We start from the raw sequence: 17,416 nt of genomic DNA, 5'->3' as shown, positions 1-17,416 counted from the left end.
GATGCTCGGCAATCTCGATTTCGATGTCATCCGCCGCGCGCTGCCCTATCTGTTTTACGAGGGCATGACGTTCACACTGACGCTGACGGCACTGGCTGCCCTCGGCGGCCTGGTCTTCGGTACGGCGCTCGCCCTGATGCGCCTGTCCGGCTTCAAGATTCTCGGGCGCATCGCCGGCATCTATGTCGACTTCATGCGCTCGCTGCCGCTGGTGCTGGTGATCTTCTGGTTCTACTTCCTGGTGCCCTATATCGGCCAGTGGCTGACCGGCGCCTCACGTCCGATCAGCGTCGGCGCTTTCGCATCCTCGCTGATTACCTTCATCATGTTCGAGGCCGCGTATTTCTCCGAGATCATGCGCGCCGGCATCCAGTCGATCTCGCGCGGCCAGCCGGCCGCGGCCAGCGCGCTGGGACTGACCTATGCGCAGACGATGCGCTACGTCGTGCTGCCGCAGGCTTTCCGCAACATGCTGCCGGTGCTGATCACGCAGACCATCGTGCTGTTCCAGGACACCTCGCTGGTCTACGTCCTGTCGATCACCGACTTCCTGGGCGCGGCGAGCAAGGTGGCGCAGCGCGACGGCCGCCTGGTCGAGATGTATCTGTTCGCAGCGATCGTCTACTTCACCATTTCCTGTATCGCGTCCTACGGCGTCCGTCGCCTGCAGGCGCGCATCGCCATCATTCGATAGAGCGTGTCGATCATGATCGAAATCAGCCATGTCAACAAATGGTACAGCCCCACCTTCCAGGTGCTGACCGACTGCACCACCAATGTCACCAAGGGCGAGGTGGTCGTGGTCTGCGGCCCCTCGGGCTCGGGCAAGTCGACGCTGATCAAATGCGTCAATGCGCTGGAGCCGTTCCAGAGCGGCGACATCCTGGTCGACGGCACCAAGGTCAACGATCCCAAGACCAATCTGCCGAAGCTGCGCTCGCGCGTCGGCATGGTGTTCCAGCATTTCGAGCTGTTTCCGCACCTCAAGATCATCGACAATCTGTGCCTCGCGCAGGAGAAGGTGCTGGGCAGGGGGCATGACAAGGCGCAGACCAAGGGCATGCAGCTGCTCGAGCGCGTCGGCTTGAAGGAGCAGGCGCAGAAATTCCCGGCGCAGCTCTCCGGCGGCCAGCAGCAGCGCGTCGCCATCGCCCGCGCGCTCGCCATGGATCCGATCGTGATGCTGTTCGACGAGCCGACCTCGGCGCTCGATCCGGAAATGGTCAGCGAGGTGCTCGACGTCATGGTCGATCTCGCCCGCGAGGGCATGACCATGATGGTCGTGACCCACGAGATGGGTTTTGCCCGCAAGGTCGCCAACCGCGTCATCTTCATGGACCGCGGCGAGATCGTCGAGGACGCGGCGAAGGACGATTTCTTCGGCAAGCCCCGCAGCGACCGCGCGCAGAAGTTCTTGTCGAAGATTCTGTCGCATTAACCGGTCGTCATCCCGGGGCGCGCTTAGCGCGAGCCTGGGATCCATCGGGCGCCAGTACCGGGGTGAGATGGATTCCGGGCTCATTCGCTTTACGAATGCCCCGGAATGACTGATCGAGGGTTTATCGGGCTCGCCAAATCTCCTATACCGATAGCCAATTCCCCCCTTTTCCCTCCCAGGAGACCTGCCTTGGACTCGATCGCCTACGTCAACGGCTCATTCGTCCCGCTCTCGGAAGCCAGGATCTCGGTGCTCGATCGCGGCTTCCTGTTCGCCGATGGCATTTACGAGGTCTCGGCCGTGCTCGACGGCAAGCTGGTCGACAATGCTTCGCATCTGGCGCGGCTGGAGCGGTCCGTCGGCGAGATCAGCTTGAGGCTGCCGGAGACCATCGAGCGCATCACAGAGCTGCAGAAGGAGCTGATCGCGCGCAACAAGCTCGTGAACGGCCTCGTCTATCTCCAGGTGACGCGCGGCGCCGACAAGGGGCGCGACTTCCCGTTTCCCAAGGCTGACGTCAAGTCGAGCCTGGTGATGTTCACCTCGGAGAAGGACATCATCAACACCCCGGTGGCCAAGACCGGCATCAAAGTCATCACGGTGCCCGACATCCGCTGGGAGCGCCGCGACATCAAGAGCGTGGCGCTGCTGGCGCAGGTGCTGGCGAAGCAGGCCGCGGCCGAAGCCGGCGCCGGCGAAGCCTGGATGCTGCAGGATGGCTATGTGACCGAGGGCGGCTCGTCCACGGCGTTCATCCTGACCAAGGACGACGTCATCGTCACCCGCAAGAACTCCAACGCGATCCTGCCCGGCTGCACCCGCAAGGCCGTGATCGCGCTTGCAGAGGAGCGCCAGCTCCGCGTCGAGGAGCGTTCCTTCACGGTCGCCGAAGCGCTCGCCGCCAAGGAAGCGTTCATCACCAGCGCATCCTCCTTCGTGCAGCCGGTCGTCGCCATCGACGGCAAGACGATCGGCGACGGCAAGCCCGGTCCGACGGCGACGCGCCTTCGCGAGATCTACGTTGAGTTCGCCAAGGCGACGGCGGTTTAGGCCACACGCTCAGCTGCCGTAGGGTGGGCAAAGCGAAGCGTGCCCAACTTTTCTTGAATTCATGGAGAGATGGTGGGCACGGCGCAAGTGCGCCTTTGCCCACCCTACGAGACCGTCTGTTACGGCCGGCTCACGCCACCGATGCCTTCACCTTCACCGGATGGACGGCGCGGAACGCGATCGCGATCCTGTTCCAGGCATTGATGGCGCCGATCAGCATGGTCAGGTTCACCGTGTCCGCCTCGGAGAACTGCGCGCGGACCTGTTCGTAGACGTCATCCGGCGCATGCGTCTCTGAGATCAGCGTCACCGCTTCCGTCCAGGCCAGCGCCGCGCGCTCACGGTCGGAATAAAGCGGGGATTCGCGCCAGGCATTGAGTAGATAAATGCGCTGCTCGGTCTCGCCGCGCTTGCGGGCGTCCTCGGTGTGCATGTTGATGCAGAAGGCGCAGCCGTTGATTTGCGACGCCCGGATCTTGACCAGCTCGATCAACGATTTCTCCAGGCCCGTCGACTGGATCTGCGCTTCCAGCGCCATCAGCGCTTTGATCGTGTCGGGCGCGGCCTGGTAGTAGTTCATGCGGGGCTTCATGGTCGTTCTCCTTATTTTTGGCTGGGTCAGTGGGCTCCGCCGGCCGAGACTTGGCCGGGCTTCTTCAGGAAGAGGACGGCAACCAGGGCAACGATCAGCGCCATGCCGAGCAGATAGAACGTGTCGCTGAAGGCGAAGATAAAGGCCTGCTTCTGCACGGTATGGCCGATCGCTACATAGGCGCGATGCGCGGCGTCCGCACGGTCGAGAACGCCGTGATTGACGAAATATTGCGTGAGCTGCTCGATCCGCGTGCGTGTGGCTTCTTCGAACACAGAGACCGACTGCATCAGCACGTTGGAGTGATATTGCTCGCGCTTGGTCAGAACGGTCTGCAGCAGCGCGATGCCGACGGCGCCGCCGAGATTGCGCATCATGTTGAACAGGCCGGAGGCCGAGCCCGCATTCTCCGCTTCGATGCCTGCGGTTGCGACCGCCGACAGCGGCGCCATCACCAGCGCCTGGCCGATGGCGCGAACGACATTGGGCCACAGCAGCTGGTCGGCGGCATAGTCGTTGGTCATGTCGATGTTCATGAAGTTGGATGCTGCGAACAGAACGAAGCCGACGCCGATGATAATCCGCGCATCGAATTTTTGCATCAGGCGCGGCACCAGCGGGATCAGCACGAGCTGCGGCAGCCCGGTCCAGGCCAGCACCGTGCCGATCTGCTCGGCGTTGTAGCCCTGGATGCGCGACAGGTATTGCGGCAGGATGAACACGGAGCCGTAGAGCGCGATGCCGAGCAGGAAGTTCGCGAGCATGCCGAAGCCGAAATTGCGGCGCACGAGCAGGCGCAGATTGAGCAGCGGCTTCTTCACCGTGAGCTCGATGATCAGGAAGGCGGTCAGCGCAACGGCGGCAATGACCGAGAGCTTGACGATGAAAGGCGAGCCGAACCAGTCGTCCTTGTTGCCTTCCTCCAGCACGGTCTGCAGTGCGGACAGGCCGATCGCCATGGTGATGATGCCAGCCCAGTCGCCCTCGCGGAGCAGCGCCAGTTTCATCGGCTTCGCCTCGAGCGCGTACCAGAGCATGCCGACCATGATCGCGCCGGGCACGAGGTTGACATAGAAGATGTATTGCCAGCCGAAATTCTCGGTGAGATAGCCGCCGATGGTCGGGCCGATCGCCGGCGCGAACGTCGCCGACAGCGCGAACAGCGCAAGGCCGACCGGCTGCTTGCCGCGCGGCAGCAGCATGATGATCAGCGTGAAGGCCATCGGGATCAGCACGCCGCCGGTGAAGCCCTGGATGGCGCGCAGCACGATCATCTGCGACAGATCCTGCGCCAGCGCGCAGGCCGCGGACAGAACCAGGAACAGGATCGCGTTGGTGAGCAGATAGATGCGGATCGAGAACACCTGCGCCAGCCAGCCGGACAGCGGGATCACCACTATCTCGGCGATCAGGTAGGAGGTCGAGATCCAGCCGCCGTCGTCGATGCCGGCGCCGATCGCGCCCTGGATGTCCGCGAGCGAGGCGTTGACGATCTGGATGTTCAAAACCGCCATGAAGGCGCCGAGGGTGGCGCCGATCACCGCGATCCAGGTCCTTGTGGATACAACCGGCATCGTGGGCTCAGCAGGGACGGGGAGATTGGCGGAGGTGGCGTTGAGGGCCGGTTGGAGCGTGCTCATGGAAGCCTCGTCTCGGGTACTGAGACTGGATGCGTTATGCGGTTGGTTTCGATCATCGTGGAAGCTTTGGAAGGATCATCCGGGCGGATTTGACGGTCCGGCCGGAGCCTTCCGGCTTCAGTCTCCGCTTGCGTGGGGTGCGTTGTCAGCCAGACGTTTCGCGCTGTCGCGCTCGGCCAGCACCGCCTGTTTGGTGTCGACGGTCGGCACCGCGGACATGCCCGGCCGGAGCAGGCCCGTGAGGCTGTGATCGTCGAGCACGATCTTCACGGGAACGCGCTGCACGATCTTGGTGAAGTTGCCGGTGGCGTTGTCGGGCGGCAACAGCGCGAATTCGAGCCCGCTTGCCGGCGATAGGCTGTCGACATGGCCGCGTAGGGTGGTGTTGCGGAAGCTATCGACGTGGAGCTCGACCGGCTGGCCCGGCCGCACATGGGTGAGCTGGGTTTCCTTGAAATTGGCGACGACATAGACGGCATCGAGCGGCACCACCGCCATCAATTGCGTGCCGGCCTGCACGTATTGGCCGACGCGCAAGCTGCGGGCGCCGACCGTGCCGTCCACGGGAGCGGTGATCTCGGTATAGGACAGGTTCAGCGCGGCTCGCTGCGCGACCGCACGGGCGCGTTCGAGCTGGGCGGCAGCCTGGGCGCGCTGGGTGGTGAGCACGTCGACCTTGCGCTGCGCGGCGACGAGGCCGGACTTGGCATGCTGCAATTGCGCGCTGCTGGCGCGCAGCGCCGCATCGGTCTGCTGCGCGCGCTGGATCGTGCCGGAGCCCGACTTCATGAGGTCGTCGTAGCGGGCGCGCTCCTCCTGCGCGAATTTCAGATTGGCGTCCGCAGCCGCCACATCAGCCGTGCTCTGTTCGATGATCGGCTGTTGCAGTTCGAGTTGGGCATCAATGTTGCGGACCGAGGCTTCGCCGGCAGCAACGTCGGCTTTCGCCTGGTCGAGCGCCGCCTTGAAATCGCGGTCGTCGATCTTGGCCAGCAGTTGGCCCGACCGAACCTTCTCGTTGTCGCCGACCAGCACCTTGGCGATGTAGCCGGAGACCTTCGGCGCGACGATCGTCGAGTCGGCCTTCACATAGGCGTCGTCGGTGGATTCGAGGTATCGGCCGTTGGTCCAGTAATCGTGTCCGTAGTAGGCCATGGCTGCCGTGCCTGCGAGGAGCGCGAGCGCCAATGCCGCGCGCCGAACCATGTTCCGGGCCGGGATAGCGGGTGGCGTCTTGGCATATTCGTGCGCGATTTCAGTTGCTTGCTGGAAGGTCTCGGTGCGGGGCATTTCGGACATTTGCGTCTCCTGTCGTCTCGCTGAGACTATCGGTCTTGCTGGCTCAGGTGATAATCAGCTAAATTCTGGAAGGATTATCCATTGAGAGTGGATAATCTAAGCCGTCACCCTGGTTCGTGATGTCTACCGGGTCAGGGGCGCGACCGCGCCAGCGCGATTGCCGTCTCTGTCGCGCGATTGCTGCCGAGGCGCACATCCCAGTGCAAGGAAAGCCATGGATCGATTGACCAGCCTCGAAGTGTTCAGCCGGGTGGTCGAGGCCGGCGGTTTCTCTGCAGCAGCCCGCAAGCTCAACATGTCGACCACCATGGTGAGCAATCACGTGCAGGCCCTGGAAGACCGGCTCGGGGTGCGGCTGCTTCACCGCACCACGCGCAAGGTCAATCTGACCGAGATCGGCAAGGCCTATTACGACCGCTGCGTCCAGATTCTCGCCGACATCGAACAGGCCGACGACATCGCGAGCGAATTGCAGTCGGTGCCGCGCGGCACGTTGCGCATTCACGTCGCCACGCACATGGTGCCGTTCGTCGCGCCGATTGCGGCGAAACTGCTGTCGGCCTATCCGGAGCTCAAGATCGATCTGCGCATGGGCGAGGCCGAGGTCGACCTCATCGAGGAAGGCTATGACGTTGCCCTGCGCATGATACAGCCGCCGGATTCGAGCCTGATCGTGCGGAGCCTTGCCACCTGGCGTCACGTGCTGTGCTGCTCCCATGACTACATCGAGAAGCACGGCCGAGTGCAGAAGCTCGACGAGCTCGCCGCGCACAATTGTGGTCGGCACTTGAACTATCCGTTCGGCGACGAATGGCGTTTCCTCGATCGCAAGGGCTCGCCGGCCTCGGTGCGCATCTCCGGCAGCTTCGTCACCAACAGCGGGGAAGCATTGCGGAAGGTCGCGCTGGAGGGCGCCGCAATCTGCCTGATGGCGGGGTTCCTCATTCAGGACGATCTCGAAGCTGGCCGCCTCGTGCGCCTGTTGCCGGAATATCGGACGGTCGAGCTCTCCATGAATGCGGTCTACCCGCATCGTCATCATCTATCGGCGAAGGTGAGGACCTTCATCGACCTGCTCGTGCATCACAGCGCCGAGCAGCAGAAGCTGATCAACCCGTATTCGTAAGCGACGGCGGGCAGAGCCGTAGGGTGGGCAAAGGCGCGTTGGCGCCGTGCCCACCATCTCTTCGTCATTGCGAGCGAAGCGAAGCAATCCAGAATCCCTCCGCGGAAAGATTCTGGATTGCTTCGTCGCAAGCGCTCCTCGCAATGACGAGAGGGCGTCGCGTTGGCCACGATTCCGGCAGCGCTGCGTCAACCGTAGGCCTGCATCCTTGCCGGCGGTGGAGTGTCAAGTTCAACGAACTGCCGTTCGACCTCGGTCTTCACTTTCACGATCGCGGCGTCCTTCACCGGGCCATAGCCGCGGATCTCCATCGGGCCTTTGGCAATCGCCACGAGATTTGGCAGGCGCGCCGCGTCGAGCTCGCCCAGCATCCGCTCGATCAGGCCTTCATACCAGGCGATCAGTTCACGCTCGGCGCGCCGTTCCGCGGTGTAGCCGAACGGATCGAACGGCGTTCCGCGCAACCCTTTCAGGCGCGCGAGCATGGCCAGAGGCACCTGGATCCACTGGCCGAAGGCGCGCTTGCGCGGCCGGCCCCGGGCGTCGCGCCGGGACGTCAGGAACGGCGGGGCGAGGTGATACTGGACGCTGAAGCCGTCCTCGAACTCGCGCTTCAATTCATCGAGAAAGCCGGTTTGCATGTGCAGCCGCGCCACCTCGTACTCGTCCTTGTAGGCCATCAGCTTGAACAGCGCGCGCGCGACCGCCTCGGTCAGCGCCTCGCTGTTCAGCTTGGCCTCGGCATTGCGCACCTTTGCGACCATCGCCCGGTAGCGCGCCGCGTAGGCTTCGTTCTGATAGGCCGTGAGGAACTCGATGCGCCGGGCAATGGTCGCATCGAGCGTCTCGGCCTTTGGCGCATCCTCCGCCTTCGGCAGAAAATCCGGATCGGCAGCGGCGATCCGGCCCCAGGCAAAGGCTTGCTTGTTGCGTTCGACCGCGACGCCGTTAAGCTCAATCGCCCGCAACAAAGCCTGCAGCGAAACGGGGACAAGACCGCGCTGCCAGGCAAAGCCCAGCATGATGATGTTGGCGTAGACGGCATCGCCGAGCAGGCGCTCGGCCAGTACGTTGGCATTGATCGTGTCGAGATTGTGCTCGCCGATGACCTGATCGATTGCGCGCAGGCGGGCTGGCGCAGCGAGATCGGCGTCGCGGAAGCGGACCACGTCGCCGGTCGGCATTTCCGCGGTGTTGACGGCGGCACGGGTACCGCGGCGATAGGTGCCCGAGGCCTTTGGCGAGGAGCTGACGACGAGATCGCAGCCGATCAGCGCATCGGCCGCGCCCTGGTCGATGCGGACCTGGTGCAGCGCCTCGGGGCTCGCGGCCAGGCGAATGTAGCTCAGCACAGGCCCGAATTTCTGCGCAAAGCCGGTGAAGTCGAGCACCGAAACGCCGCGGCGTTCCAGATGCGCGGCCATGCCGATCAGCGCGCCGACGGTGATCACGCCGGTGCCGCCGACGCCGGTCACCATGAGGTCGTAGGGCCGGTCGAGCGTTGCGGGCGCGGGCAGGGGAAGCGTTGCGGCGCGCTCGGTCGCATCGATCCGGCTCGCGCTCTTCTTGCGGCGCGTCGCGCCTTCGACCGTGACAAAGCTCGGGCAGAAGCCGTTGAGACAGGAAAAATCCTTGTTGCAGGCGGACAGATTGATCTGCCGCTTACGGCCGAACGGCGTCTCCTTCGGCTCGACGCTGAGGCAGTTGGATTCGACCGAGCAGTCGCCGCAGCCTTCGCAGACGAGATCGTTGATGTAGGCGAACCGCTTGGGATCGGCCATCTGCCCGCGCTTGCGCCGGCGCCGCTTCTCAGTGGCGCAGGTCTGCTGGTAGATCAGGACCGAGACGCCGGGAATATTGCGCAGCTCGCGCTGCACGGCATCCATCTCCTCGCGCGGATGGATGGTGACGCCGGCCGGCAGATCGGACGGCGAGAACTGCGCGGGATTATCCGACACCAGGGCGATGCGCTCAACACCTTCGGCGCGGACGCTGTGGGCGATGGCATGGACGCTGACGGGCCCGTCGACCGGCTGGCCGCCGGTCATGGCGACCGCGTCGTTGAACAGGATCTTGTAGGTGATGTTGGCCTTGGCCGCGATCGCCTGGCGAATCGCCATCGAGCCCGAATGGTAGTAAGTGCCTTCGCCGAGATTCTGGAACACGTGCTTGTGCCCGGTGAATCGCGATGAAGCCGCCCAGTTCACGCCCTCGCCGCCCATCTGGATCAGCGAGGAGGTTTCGCGGTCCATCCAGCTCGCCATGAAATGACAGCCGATGCCAGCGAGCGCCTTCGATCCTTCCGGCACTTTGGTCGAGGTGTTGTGGGGACATCCCGAGCAGAAATAGGGCGTGCGTGTCGCGCCGCTGACATTGATCGTGCGCGCGGCCTCCGGCAACAAGGCGGCCGCGCGGGCGGCGAGATTGAGACCCGGAAACATCGGATCGAGCCGGCGCGCCAGCACGCTCGCGAGCGCGCGGGGCGACAATTCGCCGATCCAGGAGATCAGCCGTGCGCCGGTTTCGTCGTGCTTGCCGACCATGCGCTCGGGCTTGCTGCCGGGATAGTCGTAAAAATACTCCTTGAACTGGCTCTCGATGATGCCGCGCTTCTCCTCGACCACCAGGATCTCGCGCTTGCCCTTCACGAACTCCATCGCGTCGTGCAGCGCCAGCGGCCAGACCATGCCGACCTTGTAGACGTCGATGCCGATGCGGCGGCAGGCCGCTTCATCGAGGCCGATCAGCCGCAGCGCCTCCATCAAATCGAGATGCGCCTTGCCGGTCGTGACGATGCCGTAGGTGGCGCCAGGGATATCGTAGATGTGGCGGTCGATCGGATTGGCTTTGGCAAAGGCATAGACCGCGTGCTTCTTGGCTTCCAGCCGCTCCTCGATCTGCGGGCCCGGCAAATCGGGCCAGCGATAGTGCAGTCCGCCCGGCGGCGGCGTGAAGTCGGGCGTGCGGAAGAGGCGCGGCGGGCGCAGCGCGACGGATGCACCTGATTCCACGATCTCCGAGATCGCCTTGAAGCCGACCCACATGCCGGAGAAGCGGCTCAGCGCGTAGCCATATTCGCCGAACGCCAGATATTCGCCGACATCGGCCGGATGCAGCGTCGGCATGAACCAGCTCATGAAGGCGACGTCGGACTGGTGTGGCATCGAGGAGGAGACGCAGCCGTGATCGTCGCCGGCGACAACCAGCACGCCGCCATGCGGCGAGGAGCCATAGGCGTTGCCGTGCTTGAGCGCATCGCCGGAACGATCGACGCCCGGGCCCTTGCCGTACCAGAGCCCGAATACGCCATCGACCTCGCGGTCGCCTTGCGTCTCGACCTGCTGCGAGCCGAGCACAGCTGTCGCCGCGAGGTCCTCGTTCACGGCGGGGAGGAATTCGATGCGGTCCTGCTTGAGCCGCTGCTGGATGCGCCAAAGCTCGAGATCGATGCCGCCGAGCGGCGAGCCGCGATAGCCGGAGATGAAGCCGGCGGTGTTGAGCCCGGCCGCGCGGTCGCGTCGCGCCTGGTCGAGCGCGATGCGGACGATCGCCTGCGTGCCCGTGAGGAAGACGCGGCCCTCCTCGCGCTCGTAGCGATCGGAGAGCTCGTACGTGTCGAGTGAGGAAATGGCGTCCATGGCGGACCTCGCGCGGCATCCTGCCCAGCGATGGAAGGTTATGCCTGGGGCGCTGGTAGGTCTTACCTATTTATCCCCTCTGTTGTAGAAATTCGGTAGGATTTTGCAGACATGAGCTCAATCTGGTATATCTGCCCGAACTGGAGCCTCCCATGATCGAAGAGCAGGACACCCGCATTCTCGCCCATCTCCAGGGAGATGGCCGCGCCACCAACCAGCAGCTCGCCGACGAGGTCGGCATGTCCACCTCGGCCTGCTGGCGGCGGGTGCGGGCGCTGGAGGAGAGCGGAATCATCCAGGGCTATGCGGCGCTGGTCGCGCGCGAGCCGGCGGGCTTTGCGATGTCCGCCATCCTCCACGTCTCGCTGGAGCGGCACGACGCGAAGTTCGTCGACGAATTCGTGGCGAGGGTCACCAAGCGCCGCGAGGTGCTGGAGTGTTTTGCGACCACCGGGGACGCCGATTATCATTTGCGCGTCGTCGTCCAGGACATGGCGGCCTACAACCGCTTCCTCGATGAGTTCATGTTCCGCATTCCCGGCATCCGCTACGTCCGCAGCAACGTCGTGCTGAAGGAGATCAAGACCAGCGTGGCGCTGCCGTTTTGAGATGCGGAAAGTCCTGTAGGGTGGGCAAAGGCGCACTTGCGCCGTGCCCACCATCTCGCCTCGATTTGCGAAGGTCGGTAGGCGCGCTTCCGCCTTCGCTCATCGAGCTACGGCGGACAAGTCGCTTTGCCCACCCCAGGGCACCGCGATATCAATCTCCCGTAAACCAACACAGGGCGGCAAATTGGTAAACGGAACATGCCTTTCGTCGACGGTTCGGCCTCGCAGCGGTATTCCCGTCGGTTTTGTCGCGCTCATTCGCAGCTCGTTCACTTTGATCGACGGTTTGCGCCGCGCAATAACGACCACTTAGGCGGTCGCCGCGCATAAAGGCCCCGGGAGAAATAGGCAGAAATGCCCGGGAGCTGAGATCGTGTCGACGACACTCGCGCGCACCTTTGCGGCGTTGAGCGCCATCAATGAAGCGATTCTCTACGCGAGATCGCCGGAGGAGCTGTACCAGAAGGTCTGCGACGCCGGGTTTTCGAGCGGGGATTTTCTGGCCGTTGCCGTGTTCCTGGTCGAGCCGGACGGCCGAAGGTTGTGCTTCGCGGCCGGCTGTGGCGATGACATTGCGCGGCTCCGCTCGATCGTGATCACGACGGTAGCCGGCACGCCCGAAGGATCCGGCGTCGGCGGCGAGGCGTTTCGCGATCAGAAGCTGTGCGTCAGCAACGATTATCTGAACGATCCACGCTCGCTGGCCTGGCGCGAGGGCGCCGCCCAGGCCCACATCGGTGCGGCAGCGGCGCTGCCGCTGCTCTGCAACGGCAATAGCGTCGGCGTCCTGTATGTGACGCGGAGCGAGGCCAACTCGCTGAACGAGCAGATGGTGTCGCTGTTCGAGCGCATGTCGGCGAACATTTCCTACGCCCTGGACAATTTTGCGCGCGAGACAGCGCGGCAGACCAGCGAGCGGGCGACACGGCGGCTCAACCGCATGTTCGGCGCCATCAGCGCCACCAACGAAGCCATCCTGCACGCCGAGACCGAGCAGGAGCTGTACCAATTGGTATGCGACGCCTCGGTCCACAGCGGCAAGTCGCTGGCGACCATCGTGCTGCTTCGCGAGCCGGATTCGCATTGGTTGAAGCCCGTCGCCGCCACCGGGCAGAACCTCGAACTGGTCACCCAGGCGCGCTATTCGGTCGATCCGGAGAATCCCTACGGCAAGGGCATTTCGGGCGAGGTGTTCCGGACGCAGAAGGCCGTCGTCGAGGACGATCTTGCCAGCCGAACCAAGGGCACGCCGTGGGAGCAGGCCAACGTCAACACCGGCGTCGCGGCCTGCGTCGCAGCGCCGCTGATCAGGCGCGGCGAGAGCGTCGGCGTGCTGCTGTTCTTCATCAGCCGGTCCTGGGCCAAGGACGAGGAGATCGTCGCGCTGCTGCTGCGCATGGCCGAGAACGTCTCGTTCGCGATCGAGAATTTCGGCCGCGAGGCCGAGAAGGCCCGCATCGCCGCGGAAGAAGAGTGCCTGGCGCGCATGTATGCGGCGCTAAGCGCCACCAACGAGGCGATCCTGCGGGCGCGGTCGCGGGCCGAGCTGTTCGATCTCGTCTGCGAGGCGACCGCGAAGGGGGCCAAGTTCACCTCGGCCACCATCGCGCTGGTCGACGATCGGACCGGGCTGCTGCGCGTCGCCGCCTGCTACGGCCCGAACGCCGATCATGTTCGCAGCTTCACGTTCTCGACCTCCGACCAGGTGCCTGAAGGGCGCGGCCTGACCGGCACCGCGTTTCGCACGCGCCAGCCCGCCGTCAGCAACGACGTGCTCGCCGACGACCGTATCGCGCCCTGGCACGCCAGCGCCCGCCGTACCGGCATCGCATCCTCGGCGGCATTGCCGCTGCTCAACGGCGAGCGGGTCGAGGGCATCTTTCTGTTCAACTCCCCGGAGCGCGGCACCTTCACGCCGGAGCTCGTCGAGCTGCTGTGCAGGCTTCAGGCCAACGTCGCCTTCGCGCTCGAAAGCTTCGATCGCGCCGAAGAGAAGGCGCGGGCGGACAAGCAGCGCAATCGTCTCAGCGGCATGTTCGAGGCACTGAGCGCAACCAACGAAGCCATCATGCGCGCCAAGACGCGCGAGGAGTTGTTCGAGGTAGCTTGCCAGGCGGCCGTGCTAGGCGACCTGTTCGCCGCGGCGACGATCGGCATCATCGACGAAGCAGGCGAGCTCGTCCGCGTCGTTGCGGTCAAGGGGCGCCTGCAGGAGCGCATAGCCGGACGGACCTGCGTCATTTCCGCCGACCATCCCGAGGGCCAGGGCATCATCGGCATTTCGCTGCGGACGCGCCGGCCCAGCGTCATGAACGATTATCTGAGCGAGCCGCGGTCCGCCTATTGGCGCGCGATGGCCATCGAGGATGGAACGCGGGCTGCGGCGAGCTTTCCGCTTCTCCGCGCCGGCCAGGAACCGGTCGGCATGCTGCTCTTCCTCGCACCGGAAGAGAACACGTTCACGCCCGATCTGGTCGAGCTGCTGGGGCGCCTCGCGGAGAACGTCTCCTTCGCGCTCGACAATTTCGAGCGCGCCGAGGAGAAGGCCCGCACCGAAGCGCAGAAGGAGCGCCTCACCCGCATGTTCGCGGCCTTGAGCGCGACCAACGAGGCGATCATGCGCGCGAAGTCGCGTGCCGAGCTGTTCGACCTCGTCTGCCTTGCGGCATCGAACGGCGCCAAGTTCACCTCGACCACGATTGCCCTGGCCAGGCCCGACACGGACCAGCTCGAGATCGTCGCCGCCGCCGGTCCGTCCGCCCGCACCACGCGCAATGTCCGTCTCTCGATCGATCCCGAGCGGCCGGAGGGGCGCGGCATGAGCGGCACGGCGTTCCGCACGCGCCAGCCCTGCATCAGCAACGATTATCTCAACGACGACCGCGTCCGTGTCTTCCACCCCATCGTGCGCGGCGACGGCGCGCGGTCGGGCGCCGCGTTTCCGCTCGTCACGCACGATGAGGCCGTCGGCGTCATGATCTACATGTCGACCGAGCCGGCGACCTTCACGCCAGAATTCGTCGAGCTGTTGCAGCGTCTCGCCGACAACGTCTCCTTCGCGATGGAGAATTTCGATCGCACCGACGAGAAGAACAAGGCCGACGAGCGCATCGAATACCTCGCGTCGCACGACAGCCTGACCGACCTGCCGAACCGCGAGACCTTCAACGGGCTCTTGCGCGAGGCGATCGATGCGGCGCAGCGCCATGATCACCGCTTTGCGGTGCTGTTCATCGACCTCGACCGCTTCAAGGTCATCAACGATTCGCTCGGCCACGAGGCCGGCGACCTGCTCCTGCTCCAAGTCGCGAACCGCTTGCGCGGCAGCTTGCGGGCGAGCGACGTGGTGGCGCGCCTCGGCGGCGACGAGTTCGTGGTGATCCTCGACCAGTGCGGCGAGATCGACGACGTTCAGCGCATCGCGACTGAATTGCTCGCCGCGCTCGCCGAGCCCATGGAGCTCGCCGGCCACGAGTGCCACACCACGGCCTCGATCGGCATCGCGATGTATCCGGCCAACGGCTCCGATGCGCAGACGCTGACCAAGAACGCCGACATGGCGATGTACCTCGCCAAGGAGGACGGCAAGAACGGCTATCGATTCTTCTCCAACGAGGTGAAGACGCAGTCGATCGAGCGGCTGTCGCTGGAGAGCGCGCTGCGCCGCGCGCTGGAACGCGAGCAGTTCTCGCTCAACTACCAGCCCAAGGTGGACATGGCGACCGGTCAGATCACGGGTGTCGAGGCGCTGCTGCGCTGGACGCATCCCGATCTCGGCAACGTCTCGCCCGCGCAGTTCATTCCGCTCGCGGAGGAAACCGGGCTGATCGTGCCGATCGGCCGCTGGGTGCTGAAAGAGGCCTGCGCGCAGGCCATGGCCTGGCAGCGCCGCGGCCTGCTGCCGCTGTCGATGGCGGTCAACCTATCGCCGCGGCAGTTTGCCGACGAGCATCTGCTGCAGGACGTCGACGAGGCGCTGGCGGCGTCCGGCATGTCGCCGGTGCTGCTCCAGCTCGAGGTCACCGAGAGCATGATGATGCGCAATGTCGGCCGCGCGCTCAAGGTGCTCGACTCCATCCAGAGCCGCGGCATCCGTCTCGCCATCGACGATTTCGGCACCGGCTATTCGTCGATGTCGCTGATGAAGCACTTCCCGATCGACACGATCAAGATCGACCGCTCCTTCGTGCGCGACCTGCCGCAGGATTCGGAGGATCAGGCGATCGCGCAGGCGATCATCAGCATGGGCAAGGCCCTCGGCATGACCGTCGTCGCCGAGGGCGTCGAGAATGCCGAGCAGGAGGCGTTCCTGCGCACCCATGGCTGCGACGAGATGCAGGGCTTCCTGATCTCCAAGCCGCTGCCGGCCCGGCAGATGGCTGAGCTGCTGCGGCCGATGGTGCTGCCCGTCGCGCCGCCGCTCCAGCCGGAAGCGGCCGATGAAGACGCAGCCTCAGGGCTGAAACGCGCTGTCGTCTGACGGCTGCGGGTGCAACTCGCGGACCTCGTGCTCTTCCCCCTCGGCCTTGCTCGGAAAATCCTGGGGGGCCGTCAGCGACGTCTGCTCGGTGAACAGCGCGAGAATGGCACGCCCGCCCTCGGCGAAGCTCGTCCCGTCGCTCACGTCCAATGCGCAGCAGCATGTTGCGCTCATCGGCCCCTGGTCGTCGACCACGGCCATGGCAGGCCCCCACCACCAGGCAGGCGCGGGCGAACGCTCGTCCTCCGGCACGACATGCCAGCGGACGAACTCCTCCATCACGCGCTCGAATTCCAGGCGGGCAGCCCGATGCATGTGGTCGATGCTCCCAGAATCGCGTCCGACGACGGGCCGACACGCCGACTTGATAGTCACTTCGCTCGGAAAATTCGGTTCGTGCAACTGGGCCGAACCATGCAGGTCGACGTCGTCGTCGACAATGCGGAACGCGCGGCGGTCGGCGATGCGCCGGCGCGGCCGCGACAATTCATTCTAGCCGCTCGAGGGCACGGCAAGCAAGCGATTGCAGCCGCGATTGCCTAACGCGGCCTGAACGGATGCGCCTTCTGGTGCCAGGCCCAGGCCGTGCGGACGACCGTCGGCAGGTCGGAGTGACGCGGCACGAAGTTCAGCACCTTTCTCGCAGCAGAGGGATCGGCGACCAGAAAGGTGGGATCGCCGGCGCGGCGCGGCTTGACCGTGTGCGGCACCTCGCGCCCGGTCTCCTTCTTGATCGCGTCGAGGATCTCGCGCACGGAAAAACCGGAGCCGGTGCCGAGATTGAAGCTGCCGCCGGCATGGCCTTGTTCCAGAAGCTTCAAGGCCGCGACATGCGCGGCCGCAAGGTCCGTGACGTGGATGTAGTCGCGGATCGCGGTGCCGTCGGGCGTGTCGTAATCGTCGCCGAACACCGCGAAGTCGACATGGCCCTGAAGCGCCATCATCGCGCGCGGAATGAGGTGGGTCTCGTTGTCGCGCAGCTCGCCGATGCCGCCGGCCGGATCGGCGCCGCTGGCGTTGAAATAGCGCAGGCAGAACGCACCGAAGCCATAGGCCGTGCGGTAATCGGCGAGCATGCGCTCGATCATCAATTTCGATGCGCCGTAAGGATTGATCGGCGCGCAAGGAAAGTCTTCCGGCAGCGCCTTGGAATCGGCGTTGCCGTAGACGGCGCCGGTCGAGGAGAACACGATACGATGGCAGCCCGCGTTGCGCATCGCCTGCAACAGCGACAGTGTGCCCTGGACGTTGTTGATGTAATATTTCTGCGGGTCGGTCATGGACTCCCCGACGAGGCTCGCCGCCGCGAAATGCATCACCGCCGTGATCTTGTGGTCGGCGAAGGCGCGCGCCAGCGCCGCGCCGTCGAGCAGGTCGCCCGTCACCAGCGGGCCGGATACGAAGCTGCGATGACCCGTCGAGAGATTGTCATAAACGACGGGCTGATAGCCGGCGGCGGTCAATGCGCGGCAAGCATGCGAGCCAATATAGCCAGCGCCCCCGGTGACGAGGACGGTCGGTCGGTCAGTCATATCGTATTCTGCT

The 17,416-nt window shown here is 64.8% G+C and carries 12 protein-coding genes; 6 read left to right on the top strand and 6 right to left on the bottom strand.

Translation table 11 applies throughout. The annotated features are described in order from the left end of the window. The first annotated feature begins 1 nt into the window (after nt 1). The 3 genes from AB7M16_RS14695 to AB7M16_RS14685 all read left to right on the top strand — a co-directional run bounded on the left by AB7M16_RS14695 (nt 2) and on the right by AB7M16_RS14685 (nt 2,488). Nucleotides 2-694, top strand: coding sequence for an amino acid ABC transporter permease (locus AB7M16_RS14695; RefSeq protein WP_212260105.1), 693 nt, complete (start codon nt 2-4; stop codon nt 692-694). 12 nt (nt 695-706) lie between these two features. Continuing rightward, nucleotides 707-1,438, top strand: a complete 732-nt coding sequence (locus AB7M16_RS14690; RefSeq protein ID WP_260381056.1) for an amino acid ABC transporter ATP-binding protein — start codon at nt 707-709, stop codon at nt 1,436-1,438. Between the two features lie 189 nt (nt 1,439-1,627). Continuing rightward, the gene (locus tag AB7M16_RS14685; RefSeq protein ID WP_212260108.1) at nt 1,628-2,488 is read left to right on the top strand and encodes a D-amino-acid transaminase; all 861 of its coding nucleotides are present in this window, start codon (nt 1,628-1,630) and stop codon (nt 2,486-2,488) included. A gap of 130 nt (nt 2,489-2,618) precedes the next feature. Here AB7M16_RS14685 and AB7M16_RS14680 read toward each other — a convergent pair whose 3' ends face one another. From AB7M16_RS14680 to AB7M16_RS14670, 3 genes are all read right to left on the bottom strand, one after another. Next, nucleotides 2,619-3,080, bottom strand: coding sequence for a carboxymuconolactone decarboxylase family protein (locus AB7M16_RS14680; protein WP_172787094.1), 462 nt, complete (start codon nt 3,078-3,080; stop codon nt 2,619-2,621). 26 nt (nt 3,081-3,106) lie between these two features. Then, entirely contained in the window at nt 3,107-4,720 is a 1,614-nt protein-coding gene (locus tag AB7M16_RS14675) for an MDR family MFS transporter (protein WP_453944303.1), read from the bottom strand. Nucleotides 4,721-4,837: 117 nt separating this feature from the next. After that, the gene (locus AB7M16_RS14670; protein WP_453944302.1) at nt 4,838-6,019 is read right to left on the bottom strand and encodes an HlyD family secretion protein; all 1,182 of its coding nucleotides are present in this window, start codon (nt 6,017-6,019) and stop codon (nt 4,838-4,840) included. A 214-nt stretch (nt 6,020-6,233) separates the two neighbouring features. On the opposite strand from AB7M16_RS14670, the gene AB7M16_RS14665 reads away from it, so the two are divergent. Then, nucleotides 6,234-7,145, top strand: a complete 912-nt coding sequence (locus AB7M16_RS14665) for a LysR family transcriptional regulator (protein WP_212259287.1) — start codon at nt 6,234-6,236, stop codon at nt 7,143-7,145. A gap of 188 nt (nt 7,146-7,333) precedes the next feature. On the opposite strand, the gene AB7M16_RS14660 is transcribed toward AB7M16_RS14665, so the two are convergent. Next, nucleotides 7,334-10,783 (bottom strand): indolepyruvate ferredoxin oxidoreductase family protein, encoded by a 3,450-nt coding sequence (locus AB7M16_RS14660; RefSeq protein ID WP_453944301.1) that lies wholly within the window; start codon nt 10,781-10,783, stop codon nt 7,334-7,336. Between the two features lie 152 nt (nt 10,784-10,935). Here AB7M16_RS14660 and AB7M16_RS14655 point away from each other — a divergent pair, with 152 nt between their 5' ends. After that, complete coding sequence (locus AB7M16_RS14655; RefSeq protein WP_453944300.1) at nt 10,936-11,391, top strand: Lrp/AsnC family transcriptional regulator; 456 nt, start codon at nt 10,936-10,938, stop codon at nt 11,389-11,391. A 373-nt stretch (nt 11,392-11,764) separates the two neighbouring features. After that, entirely contained in the window at nt 11,765-15,871 is a 4,107-nt protein-coding gene (locus AB7M16_RS14650) for a bifunctional diguanylate cyclase/phosphodiesterase (RefSeq protein WP_453944299.1), read from the top strand. On the opposite strand, the gene AB7M16_RS14645 is transcribed toward AB7M16_RS14650, so the two are convergent. Both AB7M16_RS14645 and galE read right to left on the bottom strand, forming a co-directional pair. Then, nucleotides 15,845-16,186, bottom strand: a complete 342-nt coding sequence (locus AB7M16_RS14645; protein WP_453947183.1) for a hypothetical protein — start codon at nt 16,184-16,186, stop codon at nt 15,845-15,847. The genes AB7M16_RS14650 and AB7M16_RS14645 overlap by 27 nt on opposite strands. 224 nt (nt 16,187-16,410) lie before the next feature. Next, nucleotides 16,411-17,403, bottom strand: a complete 993-nt coding sequence (gene galE, locus AB7M16_RS14640; protein ID WP_172787101.1) for a UDP-glucose 4-epimerase GalE — start codon at nt 17,401-17,403, stop codon at nt 16,411-16,413. Nucleotides 17,404-17,416 lie beyond the last annotated feature (13 nt).

It is taken from the genome of Bradyrhizobium sp. USDA 372 (assembly GCF_053629095.1).
Note: the sequence above shows the minus strand (reverse complement) of the source record. Positions and strands in the feature narration are given on the sequence as shown.